The sequence below is a fragment of the Nocardia shimofusensis NBRC 100134 genome (genome assembly GCF_001613125.1).
GTDB classification, from domain to species: Bacteria; Actinomycetota; Actinomycetes; order Mycobacteriales; family Mycobacteriaceae; genus Nocardia; species Nocardia shimofusensis.
Genome location: NZ_BDBT01000009.1, coordinates 57,515 through 70,798, shown reverse-complemented (window position 1 = coordinate 70,798; position 13,284 = coordinate 57,515). Strand labels below are relative to the sequence as shown.

General features: G+C 71.3%; 11 protein-coding genes. 4 read left to right on the top strand and 7 right to left on the bottom strand.

Translation table 11 applies throughout. From position 1 onward, the window contains the following. Positions 1-2 precede the first annotated feature (2 nt). From hpt to NS3_RS12195, 4 genes are all read right to left on the bottom strand, one after another. Complete coding sequence (gene hpt / locus NS3_RS12210; protein ID WP_067858410.1) at positions 3-560, bottom strand: hypoxanthine phosphoribosyltransferase; 558 nt, start codon at positions 558-560, stop codon at positions 3-5. Between the two features lie 36 nt (positions 561-596). Further along, the gene (tilS, locus tag NS3_RS12205) at positions 597-1,613 is read right to left on the bottom strand and encodes a tRNA lysidine(34) synthetase TilS (RefSeq protein WP_245649582.1); all 1,017 of its coding nucleotides are present in this window, start codon (positions 1,611-1,613) and stop codon (positions 597-599) included. A 94-nt stretch (positions 1,614-1,707) separates the two neighbouring features. Continuing rightward, positions 1,708-2,832, bottom strand: a complete 1,125-nt coding sequence (locus NS3_RS12200) for an Rv3626c family coenzyme F420 biosynthesis-associated protein (protein ID WP_084495427.1) — start codon at positions 2,830-2,832, stop codon at positions 1,708-1,710. Between the two features lie 13 nt (positions 2,833-2,845). Beyond that, positions 2,846-4,321, bottom strand: a complete 1,476-nt coding sequence (locus NS3_RS12195; RefSeq protein WP_084495460.1) for a D-alanyl-D-alanine carboxypeptidase/D-alanyl-D-alanine-endopeptidase — start codon at positions 4,319-4,321, stop codon at positions 2,846-2,848. 182 nt (positions 4,322-4,503) lie between these two features. Between NS3_RS12195 and NS3_RS12190 the strand changes: the two genes are divergently transcribed. After that, positions 4,504-4,995 carry an inorganic diphosphatase gene (locus NS3_RS12190; RefSeq protein ID WP_067858406.1) on the top strand — a complete coding sequence of 164 codons (492 nt, stop codon included), beginning with the start codon at positions 4,504-4,506 and terminating at the stop codon, positions 4,993-4,995. A 164-nt stretch (positions 4,996-5,159) separates the two neighbouring features. Here the strand turns inward: NS3_RS12190 and NS3_RS12185 are convergent, their stop codons facing one another. Both NS3_RS12185 and NS3_RS12180 read right to left on the bottom strand, forming a co-directional pair. Further along, complete coding sequence (locus tag NS3_RS12185; RefSeq protein ID WP_067858404.1) at positions 5,160-5,414, bottom strand: hypothetical protein; 255 nt, start codon at positions 5,412-5,414, stop codon at positions 5,160-5,162. A 290-nt stretch (positions 5,415-5,704) separates the two neighbouring features. Further along, a complete protein-coding gene (locus NS3_RS12180; protein ID WP_067858403.1) occupies positions 5,705-6,526 on the bottom strand; it encodes a crotonase/enoyl-CoA hydratase family protein in 822 nt (273 codons plus the stop codon). A gap of 316 nt (positions 6,527-6,842) precedes the next feature. Here NS3_RS12180 and NS3_RS12175 point away from each other — a divergent pair, with 316 nt between their 5' ends. The 3 genes from NS3_RS12175 (at position 6,843) to NS3_RS12165 (ending at position 12,948) form a co-directional block, all read left to right on the top strand. Next, positions 6,843-7,310 (top strand): flavin reductase family protein, encoded by a 468-nt coding sequence (locus NS3_RS12175; RefSeq protein WP_084495458.1) that lies wholly within the window; start codon positions 6,843-6,845, stop codon positions 7,308-7,310. A 239-nt stretch (positions 7,311-7,549) separates the two neighbouring features. After that, on the top strand, positions 7,550-11,560 hold the full coding sequence (locus tag NS3_RS12170) for a Pls/PosA family non-ribosomal peptide synthetase (protein ID WP_067858398.1): 4,011 nt from the start codon (positions 7,550-7,552) through the stop codon (positions 11,558-11,560). After that, on the top strand, positions 11,560-12,948 hold the full coding sequence (locus NS3_RS12165; protein WP_067858806.1) for a M1 family metallopeptidase: 1,389 nt from the start codon (positions 11,560-11,562) through the stop codon (positions 12,946-12,948). Before NS3_RS12170 ends, NS3_RS12165 begins: the two co-directional genes overlap by 1 nt. 25 nt (positions 12,949-12,973) lie before the next feature. Here the strand turns inward: NS3_RS12165 and NS3_RS12160 are convergent, their stop codons facing one another. After that, positions 12,974-13,243: a hypothetical protein gene (locus NS3_RS12160; RefSeq protein ID WP_373865296.1), complete on the bottom strand. Its 270-nt coding sequence runs from the start codon at positions 13,241-13,243 to the stop codon at positions 12,974-12,976. Positions 13,244-13,284 lie beyond the last annotated feature (41 nt).

Here is a 13,284-nt window from a genome sequence, read left to right as displayed (position 1 = left end):
GCTCAGGCCCCGCCGTAGACCCTGGGGTTCAGGGTGCCGATGTAGGGCAGGTCGCGGTAGCGCTCGGCGTAGTCCAAGCCGTAGCCGACGACGAACTCGTTGGGAATGTCGAAGCCGACGTGGGCGACCTCCACCTGGGTGCGTAGCGCGTCGGGCTTGCGCAGCAGGGTGACCACTTCCAGCGACGCGGGGTTGCGGGTGGACAGGTTGCGCATCAGCCACGACAGCGTCAGACCGGAGTCGATGATGTCCTCGACGATCAGCACATTGCGGCCCGCGATGTCCTTGTCCAGGTCCTTCATGATCCGCACCACGCCGGAGGACGAGGTGGAGGACCCGTAGGACGAGACGGCCATGAATTCCATCTGGGTCGGAATCGACAGCGCCTTGGCCAGGTCGGTCATGAAGAAGATGGCGCCTTTGAGCACGCCGACCAGCAGCAGGTCGTCCGCGGAGGAGCCCTCCGGGTAGCGCTTGGCGATCAGCTCGGCCAGCTCACCGGTCTTGGCGGCGATCTGTTCCTCGGTGATCAGCACCGATGCGATGTCGTCCCCGTACACGTGTAATGGTTTCCCTTCCCTGTGTTCGCGGCACGTTCACCGCGCGGGCGATCGGTCGTGCCTGCGCAGTGTCAGCCTGCCATGTTCGCGCGCGGCAACCAACCTCGCCTGGGGGGTGCCTCCGCCCACGGCCACGCCGCCCTGGCCGCGCCAGTCGGCGATCAGCGCGTCGACGGCGTGGAGGTGCTTGCCGGTCAGGGCATTCGCGCCACCGGCGAGCAGCCAGGTCCGCAGCGCCCGCCGGCGCAGGGCGGCGGGCGCCGTGGCGAGGATCTCGACCGAGAGCGCGCCCGTATCGTCGCTCGCCCGCGCCAGCAACTCGGCGGCGAGCGCGTCGAGGACCGCGGAATCCTCGCGCAGCTGGGCGCCGGTGCGGGCCAGCGCCTCGGCCACCCCGCCGCCGAGCACCTCCTCGAGCAGCGGCAGGACCTCGGCGCGTATCCGCACCCGGGTGTACTCCGCGCTCGCATTGTGCGGGTCGTCGTACGGGACGAGCCCGAGGTCCGCGCACAGGCGGCGGGTGTCGGCGCGGCGCACACCGAGCAGCGGCCTGCCCCACGGCGGCGTGCAGGCGGCCATGCCCTGGATCGAACGGGCGCCGGAACCGCGGGCCAGCCCGAGCAGCACGGTCTCGGCCTGGTCGTCGAGGGTGTGCCCGAGCAGGACCGGGCAGCCGTCGCGGGCGGATTCGAGGGCGGTGTAGCGGGCGGTGCGGGCGGCGGCTTCCGGGCCGCCCTCGGTGCCGACGCGGACCGTGCGTACCCGGGCCTCGCGGACGCCCAGGGTGCGGGCGGTGGCCGCGGCCTCCGCGGCTACCCGATCGGAGCCCGCCTGCAATCCGTGGTCCACGACGAGCGCGTCCACCGGGAGATCTCTCGCGGCCGCCTCCACGACCGTCGCGGCGGTCAGCGCCAGCGAATCAGGGCCACCGGACAGGGCGACCGCCACCGCGGGCGCGTCGGCGGGCAGGAACTCGGCCAGCCAGGACCGCACGGCACGGCGTAGGACCAGTGCCGCCGGGGTCTCGGGCAACCGGAACGACGCGCCGCTCACGCCGCGCTACTCGTCCGAGCTGCCGTGCGGGGCGAGGCATCCGGACAAGACGGCCGAGCACACGGGGATCCGCGGCGTCGAGCATCGGGTCGGGTCATCCGAGCACTCGGGCGATCCACCGCTCCGGATCCTCGATCTCGTCGGTGCGCGGCAGTGTCGTCGCGTCGGTCCACACCGCGTTGAACTCGACGATCCCGACCCGGCCCACCACGTGGTCGACGAACGCCTTGCCCCGCACGTATTGGGCGATCTTGGCATCCATGCCCAGCAGCGCCCGCAACAGCCGCTGGACCGGATTGGCCGGGCGCTGCCTGCGCAGGTCGAAGGCAGCGCGGATCTGGGTGACGGTCGGGACCACCGCGGGGCCGACCGCGTCCATCACGTGGTCGGCGTGCCCTTCCAGCAGCGTGCCGAGCATCAGCAGGCGGTCGAGCGCCTCGCGTTGCGGCGGCGCCTGGCTCGCGCGCAGCAGGCCGATGACACCGCGTGAGGCCGGATCCTCGGAGACCAGGCCGCGCCTGCGGTCGCGCACCTCGTCGAGCAGCCGTGAGAGCATCTGGGTCACGGTGTCGTCGCCGATGTCGCCGAACACATCGACGGTGTCGCGCATGTAGTCGGCCAGCCAGGGCGCGGAGGAGAACTGCACCCGGTGGGTGACCTCGTGCAGGCAGACCCACAACCGGAAGTCGCTCGGCGAGACGCGCAGGGTGCGTTCCACCGCGACGATGTTCGGCGCGACCAGCAGCAGCGTGCCGTCCGGCCCGGTGAACGGGTCGTACTGGCCGAGGATGGCGGTGGACAGGAACGCCAGCATCGCGCCCGCCTGCACGCCCGCGGGCTTGCCCGTGAGCTTGGCCTGCAAGCCGGTCGGCGTCGCGGCCGGACCGGTGAGCACCGCCATCGAGTCGGCGGCAGCGCTGATCCAGCCGGGCCGGTCCACGATCCTGGCCTCGGGAATCGGCTGGTCGTCGAGCAGTCCGCTCACCTCGCGCACCGGCTGTTCGGCGCGCACCGAAGCCGCGGCGAGTTCGGCGACCACCTGTTCGGCGGCCGCTCTGGTCGTGCTGGGCCCGGCCGGGACCAAGGCGGCGCCGGTGCGCGCGGCCAGCCGCCAGTCGACCGGCGCGGACAGGCCGGGTCCGCGTGTGCCGGGCACCGTCGGCCCGGAGTCTGCCGCGCCCGCCGTCGTCTCGTCTGCCCCGTCAGCGCCTTCGAACATGGTCAACCACCCGTCACGAGCATCCACAGTTGCGTAATGTGCGCGCGATGGCGTCCAGCGCCGGTCGGCTCAGCTCCGGCGGCCGATCGTTCGACATCAACGCGAAGGTCAGCACCCGTCCATCTCTGTCGAGCACATACCCGGCCAACGTGCTGGCAACCGTGAGAGTTCCGGTCTTGGCCCGCACCCAGCCCGCGCCCTCCCGGTTCTGCTGCACATAGCGCGAGCTCAGCGAGCCGGTGGCGCCCGCGACCGGAAGGGCGTCCAGCAGCGGGGAGAGCGCGGCGTAGTCGGCGGCTCCCTCGTCCGCGCCGCTGCCGGCCGCGCCGGTCGCACCGGCCTTGCCGCTCTTGTCACTGTCCTCGGCGCTCTCGGGAACCTCGCCCCCGGCCCGGGCGGCGGCGGCGAGAATGTCGTCGAGCAGCCGGGCGGGCAGCCGGTCGTCGGTCGACAGGCCGCTCGAGTCGTGCAGCACCACTCCGGTCAGATCGAAGCCCGCGCCCTCGAGGGTGGCGCGCACCGCGGTCGCCGCGCCGGCGAAGGACGGTTCGTGACCGGTGGCCAGCGCGATCTCACGGCCGATGGTCTCGGCGAGGACATTGTCCGAGTGCAGCATCATCGCGTGCAGGCGATCGCCCAGCGGCGCCGAGCGCACCGAAGCCACCTCCGCGGCCGCGGGGTCGGCGGTTCCGGTCCGCACCCGATTCGGGTCCAGGCCCAGGGCGGCGGCCAGCGTGCGACCCGCGTCCAGCGCAGGCGTGACGGTGCGTGGGGAGTACTCGACCAGCGCCTCGGCGCGACCGCCGTCGATCATCACCGATTCGATCGGCGCGATCGATCCTTGCGGGACGTCGATGTCCTCCCAGCCCTGGGCCATCGTCGGACCGGCGTAGAGCGAGGTATCCACCACGATGGTGTCGACCGCGCGGCCGGAGGACTGGATCTGCCCGACCAGATCCGACAGCCGGGCCGAATTCGGGTAATACCCCTTGCCGTCGGGCTGCGCGGTGAGCGTCGGGTCGCCGCCGCCGACGAGCACCAGTTCGTTCGGCGCCGCGCCCGCGACGACCTTGGTGATCACCCGCTGGTCGGCGGGCAGCGCGAGCAGCGCGGCCGCGGTGGTCAGGATCTTGTTCGTGGAGGACGGGATGCGCGGCTCGTCGGCGTCCGAGCTCCACAGCGTCGTCCCGGTCTCGGCGTCGGTGACCACGCCGGAGAAATCACCGAGGTCGGGATCGGTGATCGGCTGCGCCAGCGCGGCCGCCACACCGGCCGGACTCGGCGCGCCGTTGTCGTCGGCGGGCTGCAGCCGGGGAAAGGCCTTCACCGGCGCGGGCGATTCGGCGATGGTCAGTCCGCCGTGCCGGAATTCCGGTGTCCACGGCCGGACCACCAGCAGTACCGTCCCCGCCAGCAGCGCGATCACGGCGAAGGTCGTGACCACCGTGATCCACAGGCGTCTGCGCCTGCGGGTGGCCAAGTCCCCGATCCTCTTGTCGTTCCCAACCACGTGCCCGTCGTCTCCCTGACTCCACCCACCGCGCACCCGCCCGGCGCACCCGTATCCGCACCACTCACACTATCGGTGTTCGGCTACCGTTCTCCCCGACAGTCGGGCGAGTCGGCAGCGCGCCTGCTCGCGCCCCTAGATGCAGCACAGAAGGAGATGGCGTGGAGTTCGACGTCACCATCGAGATCCCTAAGGGTTCCCGCAACAAGTACGAGGTCGATCACGAGACCGGCCGGGTCCGTCTCGACCGTTTCCTCTACACGTCGATGGCCTATCCCGCCGACTACGGCTTCATCGAGAACACCCTCGGCGAGGACGGCGATCCGCTGGACGCGCTGGTCCTGCTGCCGGACTCGGTGTTCCCCGGCGTGATCGTCGAGGCCCGTCCGGTCGCGATGTACAAGATGGAGGACGAGGCGGGCGGCGACGCCAAGGTGCTGTGCGTGCCCGCGGGCGACCCCCGCTGGGACCACATCCAGGACCTCGCCGACGTCCCGGAGTTCGAGCTGGCCGCGATCAAGCACTTCTTCGAGCGCTACAAGGATCTCGAGCCGGGCAAGTACGTGAAGGGCTCGGAGTGGGTCGGTCGCGCCGAGGCCGAGGCCGAGGTCACGGCTTCCTTCCAGCGCCTGGAGGAGAAGGGCGGCCACTGAGCCCCCTTTGGCGCGAACCGAGCTCCCTCCTCGCGAGCGGCGCTCGGCCTGAACGGCGAAAGGGACGTCCGGCACGGTGCCGGACGTCCCTTTCCCTTTGTCCGAGCACGGTGGTGGGGGAACCGTGCTCGGTGGCCGAGAGGGTCTTTCGGTAGAGCTGGGGATCAGTAGTAGATGTAGAGGTCCCAGCCGTCCCAGTTCTCGATGCACTCCCAGTAGTAGCCGCCGGTGCTCGGCGAGACGCCGTCGGCGCGGCAGGCTTCCAGGGTGGCGTAGGTGCCGATGTAGGTGCCGCCGTAGTAGGCGGCCTGGTAGGTGGTCTCGATCGGCGCGGCGGCGGTGGCGGTCGCGGCCGTCGACACCCCGGCGACGGTCGCGGTGGCCAGCGCGGCGGCGGCGATGAAGGATTTGATGCGCATGTCGTGCTCCTGGGTGGTGTTCTCGGTGAGTTGTCGATCTCGGCTTGCTGAGAACAACGTTAGGGAGCGGACAGGCCCTGCACAGCCACCCCGAGGTGGCGTTCGGGCACACCCTGGCGGTACTCACCACCCCCACCCTCGGGCGGCCCCGGAACCACCCCGCGGTCCCCTTCCGAGCGTCCCCCACCACACCTCGAACACGTGCCGAGCCCGCCGGAGAAACCCCGGCGGGCTCGGCTCGGCTCGGCTCGGCACGGCACTGCACGCCGGCCGCCCGGCGCGCGAAAACCCTAGCGGCCCTTGAACTCCGGGGCCCGCTTCTCGAACACGGCCTGGATGGCCTCGGTCAGGTCCTCCGAGGGCAGGAACGCCGCGTTCCACGCCGAGACGTAGCGCAGGCCCTCGGCGATCTCGTTCACCCGCCGCTGTTCGAGCACGTCCTTGGCGCCCTGGACCACCAGCGGCGGGTTGGCGGCGATCTCGTTCGCCAGCGCGTGCGCGGCCTCGAGCAGCGCTTCGGAGTCCGGGTACACATCGTTGACCAGGCCGATCTTCTCCGCGCGCGCGGCGTCGATGTCCTTGCCGGTGTAGGTCAGCTCGCGCAGGTGGCCCTCGCCGATGATGCCGGGCAGCCGCTGCAGCGAGCCCACGTCGGCGACGATGGCGACCTTCGCCTCACGGATGCTGAACTTTGCGTCGGCACTGGCGAGCCGGATGTCGGCGGCCGAGATCAGGTCGACGCCGCCGCCGATGCACCAGCCCGATACCGCGGCGACGACCGGCTTGGAGCAGTCGGCGACCGAGTTGATCGAGCCCTGCATCCTGCGGATCTCTTTGAGGAAGTCGGTGCGCGGCGCGGCCAGCGCCCGGTCGGCCAGCAACTGGCCGAAGGTGCCCGACATCGCGGGCAGGTCCAGCCCGAAGGAGAAGTGCTTGCCGCTGCCGGTGAGGACCACCGCGCGCACCTGCGGGTCGGCATCGAGCCGGCCGAAGATCTCGGGGAGTTCGCGCCAGAAGTCCGGTCCCATCGCGTTGCCCTTGCCGGGGCCGGTCAAGGTCACCCGGGCGACATGACCGTCGATCTCGACGGTGAAAGCCTGCCAATCAGTCATCCGCCCAGCGTATCGGCTGCCTGACGGCGTACAAACGCGGACTCCCGCAGCCACGGACTCCCGCACCCCACGCCGCTGCGGGTGGTTTTCCTTCCGCGTGGATCGAATCCTCGACGCACGGCAGCGCCGGACGCGTCCGCCGAGGTCGGCGCGACGATACCGACGCCACAGGCGACGGCCGGAGCACACGGGGTTCGTCCGGGACCACGGCAACCGGCGTAGCTTTCGTGATGTGAGTGAAGTACCCCCGCCCGAGACGGGCCTGACAGTCCCCGACGATGTCAGCGGCATCACCGCCGACCAGTACCGGGCGTCGATGCGGCACTACCCGGCCGGCGTCACGGTCGTCACCCTCGATTCGGCGAACGGACCGGTGGGCTTCACCGCGACCTCGTTCGCGTCGCTGTCGCTGGAGCCGCCGCTGGTGTCGTTCAACATCGCGCACACCTCGTCGAGCCTGACGGCCCTGCTGGCCGCCGAGTCGGTGGTGATCCACTTTCTCGGCGAGCACCAGCGCCACATCGCCCAGCGCTTCTCCCGCGCCGCCACCGAGCGCTTCTCCGACACCTCGCTGTGGACGACGCTCGACAGCGGCGAGCCGGTCCTGCACGGCACCCCCATCTGGGTGCGCGCGGCGGTGCATCAGCGCATCGCGATCGGCGATCACACGATCTTCATCGGCCTGGTCACCCGCGTGCACGACGAGACCGGCGAGCGCCCCGCCGCCTCTCCGCTGCTGTACTACAACGGCCGCTACCACCGGCCCTCCGAACTGGAGGGCTGAGCCCCCAGCTGCCTGCCGGTCCGTCCCACCGGTCCGCACTCCTGCCCTCTCCGAGACTCGCGGATCTGTGATCTGCGTGTCAAAACACCAGGTCGCAGGCTGTTTCCCGAAGACGTCACGGGTACCGTGGCAGAGGGCCATCATGCTGTTTGCCATTCGGTAACCCTGCTGTGGAACAACAAGAGCACGCAAGGATCACGACAACGCGAACCGTTTTCAGGAGAGGCAGGCAGGACGTGATGCTCCACCCACAGGTCGATGCGGCGACGGAAGCGGCGCCGCAGGAGCCGGGGTCACGGCCCGACCCGCTCTCGCGCGCAGCGTGCGCACCCGCTCCGCGCACGCTGGTCGACATCCTCGACGCCACCATCGCCGCGCACCCGGACGCACCCGCGATCGACGACGGCGACACCGTTCTCTCCTATGCCGAACTGCACAGCGAAATCGTTTCCAGGGCAAAGGAACTCGCCGAAGCCGGGGTCCGTCGCGGCGACCGCGTCGGCATCAGGATGCCCTCGGGCAGCCGCCACCTCTACGTCACGATTCTCGCCGCCCTCTCCGCGGGCGCGGCCTACGTCCCGGTCGACGCCGACGACCCCGAGGAGCGCGCGACGCTCGTCTTCGGCGAGGCCGGCGTCCGGGTCCTGGTCACCGGTTCCGAGATCCGGCAGTTCGACACCACGCACATCGACACCCGGCGGGACGGCGCCGCGGCGGCCGGCGACTCCCGGCCCGCCGACCGCCCTGCCGTCGGTTCCGGCGTGCCGGAACCGGCGCCCCCATCCCTCGACGACGACGCCTGGATCATCTTCACCTCCGGTTCCACCGGCACCCCCAAGGGCGTGGCCGTCACCCATCGCAGCGCCGCGGCGTTCGTCGACGCCGAGGCGCGACTGTTCCTGCCGGACGCGCCGATCGGCCCGGGCGACCGCGTGCTGGCGGGCCTGTCGGTGGCCTTCGACGCCTCCTGCGAGGAGATGTGGCTGGCCTGGCGGCACGGTGCGTGCCTGGTGCCCGCGCCCCGCACGCTGGTGCGCACCGGCGCGGATCTGGGTCCGTGGCTGGTGCGCCGCGAGATCAGCGTGGTCTCGACGGTGCCGACGCTGGCCGCGACCTGGCCGCCGGAAGCGCTGGAAGCCGTGCGGTTGCTGATCTTCGGCGGCGAGGCCGTGCCACCGGAACTCGCCGAGCGGGTCGTGGGTGAGGGCGACACCTGCCGCGAGGTGTGGAACACCTACGGCCCCACCGAGGCGACCGTAGTGGCCTGCGCGGCGCCGCTGACCGGCGAGGGCCCGGTCCGCATCGGCCTGCCGCTGGACGGCTGGGATCTCGCGGTGGTCGACGCCGAGGGCGCCCCGGTCGGGGAGGGCGAATCCGGCGAACTCGTCATCGGCGGCGTCGGCCTGGCCCGTTACCTCGATCCGGCCAAGGACGCCGAGAAGTACGCCCCCGCACCGCGACTCGGCTGGGACCGCGCCTACCGCAGCGGCGATATGGTGCGCAACGAGGCCGCGGGCCTGGTCTTCCTCGGGCGCGCCGACGACCAGATCAAGCTGGGCGGTCGTCGCATCGAACTCGGCGAGATCGACAACGCGCTGCAGCATCTGCCCGGCGTCACCGCCGCCGCCGCCGCGATCCGAACCACCAAGGCGGGCAACAAGATCCTCATCGGCTACCTCACCGGCCCGGACCAGGACTACGACCTGCACGCGGCCCGCGAGATCCTGGCCGGACAGCTGCCCGCGCCGCTGGTACCGCGACTGGCGCTGGTCGAGGACATGCCGACCCGCACCTCCGGCAAGGTCGACCGCGACGCCCTGCCCTGGCCGTTGCCGCGACGCGAACGCGACCACGACGGCGGGCTCTCCGAGACGGCCCGTTGGGTCGCCGCGCAATGGGACGCGATCCTCGGTGCCGAGGTCGCCGATCCCGACGCCGACTTCTTCGACCTCGGGGGCGGTTCCCTGGCGGCCGCGCAACTGGTCACCGCGCTGCGCGAGCGCTACCCCACCGTCGCCGTCGCCGACCTCTACGACCATCCCAGGTTCGGCGCGCTGGTGACCTTTCTGGAGCAGTCCGCCCCCGCGGCGGCGGTCGAGACGCGCACGGTCGAACCGACACCGCGCCGCGCCCAGCTCGTCCAGCTGCTGGCGACCGTGCCGCTGACCACGCTGACCGGCCTGCAATGGTTCACCTGGCTGGCCATCGTCGGCAATGTCGCGGCCTGGTCGCATTCGCTGCCCTGGCTGCCCCGGCTGTCGTGGTGGTGGGCGCTGCTGGCGTTCCTGGTGTTCATCACTCCGATCGGCCGGATGACGCTGTGCGTGCTCGGCGCGCGACTGCTCCTGCGCGGCGTGCGGCCCGGCCGCTATCCGCGCGGCGGCTCGACGCACCTGCGGCTGTGGGCGGCGGTGCGGTTGTCGGAGGCCAGCGGGGCGGAGAGCCTGTCCGGCGCGCCGTTCATGGTGCCGTTCGCGCGGGCGCTCGGCGCCCGGGTCGGCAGGGGCGTGGATCTGCACACCCTGCCGCCGGTGACCGGCATGCTCGAACTCGGCGACGGCGCCTGCGTGGAACCCGAGGTCGACCTGTCCGGGTACTGGATCGACGGCGACATCGTGCACATCGGCCCGATCGAGATCGGCGCGGGCGCGGTCGTCGGCTCCCGCTCGATCGTGATGCCCGGCGCCAGGATCGGCAAGGGCGCCGAGATCGCGCCGGGCTCGGCGGTGGCGGGCAAGATCAAGGGCGGGCAGGAATGGGCGGGCTCACCCGCGGCGAAGGTCGGCAAGGCCCGCCATCGCTGGCCGGAGGAGACCCCGGCCCGCGCCAGGCACTGGATCGTCGTCTTCGCGCTGACCTCGATGGGGCTGGCGTCGCTGCCCGTACTGGCGCTGGTCGCGGGTGCGGGCTGGCTGGCCTGGTGCGTGCGCGACACCACCACTCTCGAGGACGCGCTGCTCGGCGCGTACGGGGCGCTGCCGCCCGCGGTGCTGATCACGCTGGCCGGGTACGCGGGGGTGACGATCGTGCTGGTGCGGCTGTTCTCCCTCGGCCTGACCGAGGGCTACCATCCGGTGCGCAGCCGCATCGGATGGCAGGTCTGGGCCACCGAACGGCTGCTCGACGGCGCGCGGACGTTCCTCTTCCCGCTCTACGCGGGCCTGCTCACCCCGATCTGGCTGCGGCTGCTCGGCGCGAAGGTCGGCAAGCACGTGGAGGCCTCCACGGTGCTGTTGCTGCCGAAGTTCACCACCGTCGCCGACGGCGCGTTCCTGGCCGACGACACCATGATTGCCGGCTACGAACTCGGCGGCGGCTGGCTGCGCATCGGCGAGGCCAAGGTCGGAAAGCGCGCCTTCCTCGGCAATTCCGGGATGACCGCGCCCGGTCGCCGGGTGCCGAAGAACGGTCTGGTCGCGGTGCTCTCGGCCGCGCCCTCCAAGGCCAAGGCAGGTTCGTCGTGGGTGGGCAGTCCGCCGGTGCGGTTGCGCCGCGCCGCCGAATCCGCCGACACCCGGCGCACTTTCGACCCGTCGCCGCGGCTGAAGGTGGCGCGCGCGATCGTGGAGACCTGCCGGTTGATCCCGGTCGTGGTGACCTTCGCCATCGGCTTGGGCGTGTTGTTCGCGCTGGCCTGGCTGGCCGGGACCTTCGGTCATCCGGTCGCCGCGCTGCTGAGCGGGGTGACCTTGCTGGTCGCGGGCGCGGTGGCCTGTGCCATCGCGGTGGCGGCGAAATGGCTTCTGGTGGGCCGGATCCGAGCCGAAGAACATCCGTTGTGGAGTTCGTTCGTGTGGCGCAACGAGGTCTCGGACACCTTCGTCGAGACCGTCGCCGCGCCCTGGTTCGCCCGCGCCGCGACCGGTACCGCGGTGCTCAATCTGTGGCTTCGCGGACTCGGCGCGACGATCGGGCGCGGGGTATGGTGCGAGTCCTATTGGCTTCCGGAGGCTGACCTGGTGACTCTCGGTGACGGCGCGACCGTGGAACGCGGCTGCGTGGTGCAGACCCATCTGTTCCACGACCGCATCATGGCCATGGACACCGTCGTCCTGGAACCGGGCGCCACCCTCGGCCCGCACTGCGTCGCCCTGCCCGCCGCGACCATCGGCGCCGGCGCCACCGTCGGCCCGGCCTCGCTGGTCATGCGCGGTGACACCGTGCCCGCGTCCACCAGCTGGTGGGGCAATCCGATCGCGCCGTGGGCCCGCTCGCACCCGGAGGCCTCCGCGCCGGAGCCGGGACGCTGATGGGTGGCAAGTCGACCGACGAGAAGTACTCGACCGGTGAGAAGTTCTACGACGACCCGATCGACGACTATCTCCCGCAGAACGGCAACCGCGGCTATCGGGTCTCGCGCTACGAGCTGGAGCTGATCTACAAGGTCGCGAGCAACCGGCTCAGCGGGCGCGCCGAGATCACCGCGGTGACCACCTCGGTGCGGCCGCGCTACGCGCTGGACCTGGCGCAGTCGCTGAGCGTGTCGAAGGTGTTCGTCAACGGCGCCAAGGCCGCTCGCTACACCCACCGCGACGGCAAGCTGGTCTTCACTCCGCAACAGCGGGTGCCCGCCGGCGGAGTGCTCTCGGTGACGGTGCTCTACGCGGGCACGCCCAGGCCGGTGCGCGGCCCGTGGGGCGAGGTCGGCTGGGAGGAACTCACCGAGGGCGCGCTGATCGCCAGCCAACCCAACGGCGCGGCGTCCTGGTTCCCCTGCGACGACCACCCCAGTTCCAAGGCCAGCTACCGCATCTCGATCACCACCGACAGCCCCTACTTCGCGCTGGCCAACGGCGAGCTGGTGCGCAAACAGATCAAGGCCAGCCAGACGACGTGGGTCTACGAGCAGGCCGAGCCGATGTCGAGCTATCTGGCGACCATCCAGATCGGGCCCTACCGCAAGCACCGGATCGGCACCGCCCAGTCCCCGGTGCCCATGCAGGCGGTGCTCCCGCCCCGCCTGCGCAGCGCCTTCGACCACGACTTCGGCCGCCAGCAGCGCATGATGGAGGTCTTCATCGAGGCGTTCGGTCCCTATCCCTTCGCCGCCTACACCGTCGTGGTCACCGACGACGAGCTCGAGATCCCCATCGAGGCGCAGGGCATCTCGGTCTTCGGCGCCAATCACTGCGACGGCAGACGGGGTTCGGAACGACTGGTCGCCCACGAGCTCGCGCACCAGTGGTTCGGCAACAGCCTCACCATCCGGCAGTGGCGCGACATCTGGCTGCACGAGGGCTTCGCCTGTTACGCCGAATGGCTGTGGTCGGAGGCCTCCGGCGGGCCGAGCGCGGACCGGCTGGCCCGCGCCGCCCGGCACAATCTGTCGCGCGAGCCGCAGAACATCCTGCTCGGCGACCCCGGCCCGGCGCTCATGTTCGACGACCGGATCTACAAGCGCGGCGCGCTGACCCTGCACGCCCTGCGCACCGAGCTGGGCGATGTCGCGTTCTTCGATCTGCTCAGGGAGTGGACCCGCCGCTATCGGCATTCCTCGGTCACCACCGTGGAGTTCACCGATCTGGCCGGGCATTACAGCCGCCTGCCGCTGCGCCCGCTGTGGGACGCGTGGCTGAGCGAATTCGCCTTGCCCGAACTCCCGCCGCACGGCGGGACGGGCACCCGCGCGTTCCGCTAGCGCGCGGCTTTCGGGGGATGCGGCTTCAGAACACCAGGTAGCGCTCGGCGAGCTCCTCGATCAGCGGGTCGCCGTCGGCCACACTGTCGAGGGCGTCCAGATCGGCTTCCACCGAGATGCGGCGCGGATCGTCGTGTTCGGTGTCGGGCGGCCCGTCCTCGCGCAGTTGTCGCAGCAGCTTCGCCCGCACCCGCTCCCGGAGCGAGTCGGCCGCGCCGTCGGCGAACTCGTGGCCGTTGATCGCGGCGGGTTCGGCGGCGGGGTCCTCGGACCGGGATTCGACGGAATCCTTCATGGGCGAGCGATCCTTCCTCTGGTCGAGGTGTGTGCGAGGTG

Coding starts and splice junctions, on each gene's coding strand:
- NS3_RS12160 (WP_373865296.1), bottom strand. CDS start 13,243: ATGAAGGATTCCGTCGAATCCCGGTCCGAGGACCCCGCCGCCGAACCC.
- NS3_RS12185 (WP_067858404.1), bottom strand. CDS start 5,414: ATGCGCATCAAATCCTTCATCGCCGCCGCCGCGCTGGCCACCGCGACC.
- NS3_RS12175 (WP_084495458.1), top strand. CDS start 6,843: ATGCGGCACTACCCGGCCGGCGTCACGGTCGTCACCCTCGATTCGGCG.
- NS3_RS12165 (WP_067858806.1), top strand. CDS start 11,560: ATGGGTGGCAAGTCGACCGACGAGAAGTACTCGACCGGTGAGAAGTTC.
- NS3_RS12180 (WP_067858403.1), bottom strand. CDS start 6,526: ATGACTGATTGGCAGGCTTTCACCGTCGAGATCGACGGTCATGTCGCC.
- NS3_RS12170 (WP_067858398.1), top strand. CDS start 7,550: ATGCTCCACCCACAGGTCGATGCGGCGACGGAAGCGGCGCCGCAGGAG.
- NS3_RS12200 (WP_084495427.1), bottom strand. CDS start 2,832: ATGTTCGAAGGCGCTGACGGGGCAGACGAGACGACGGCGGGCGCGGCA.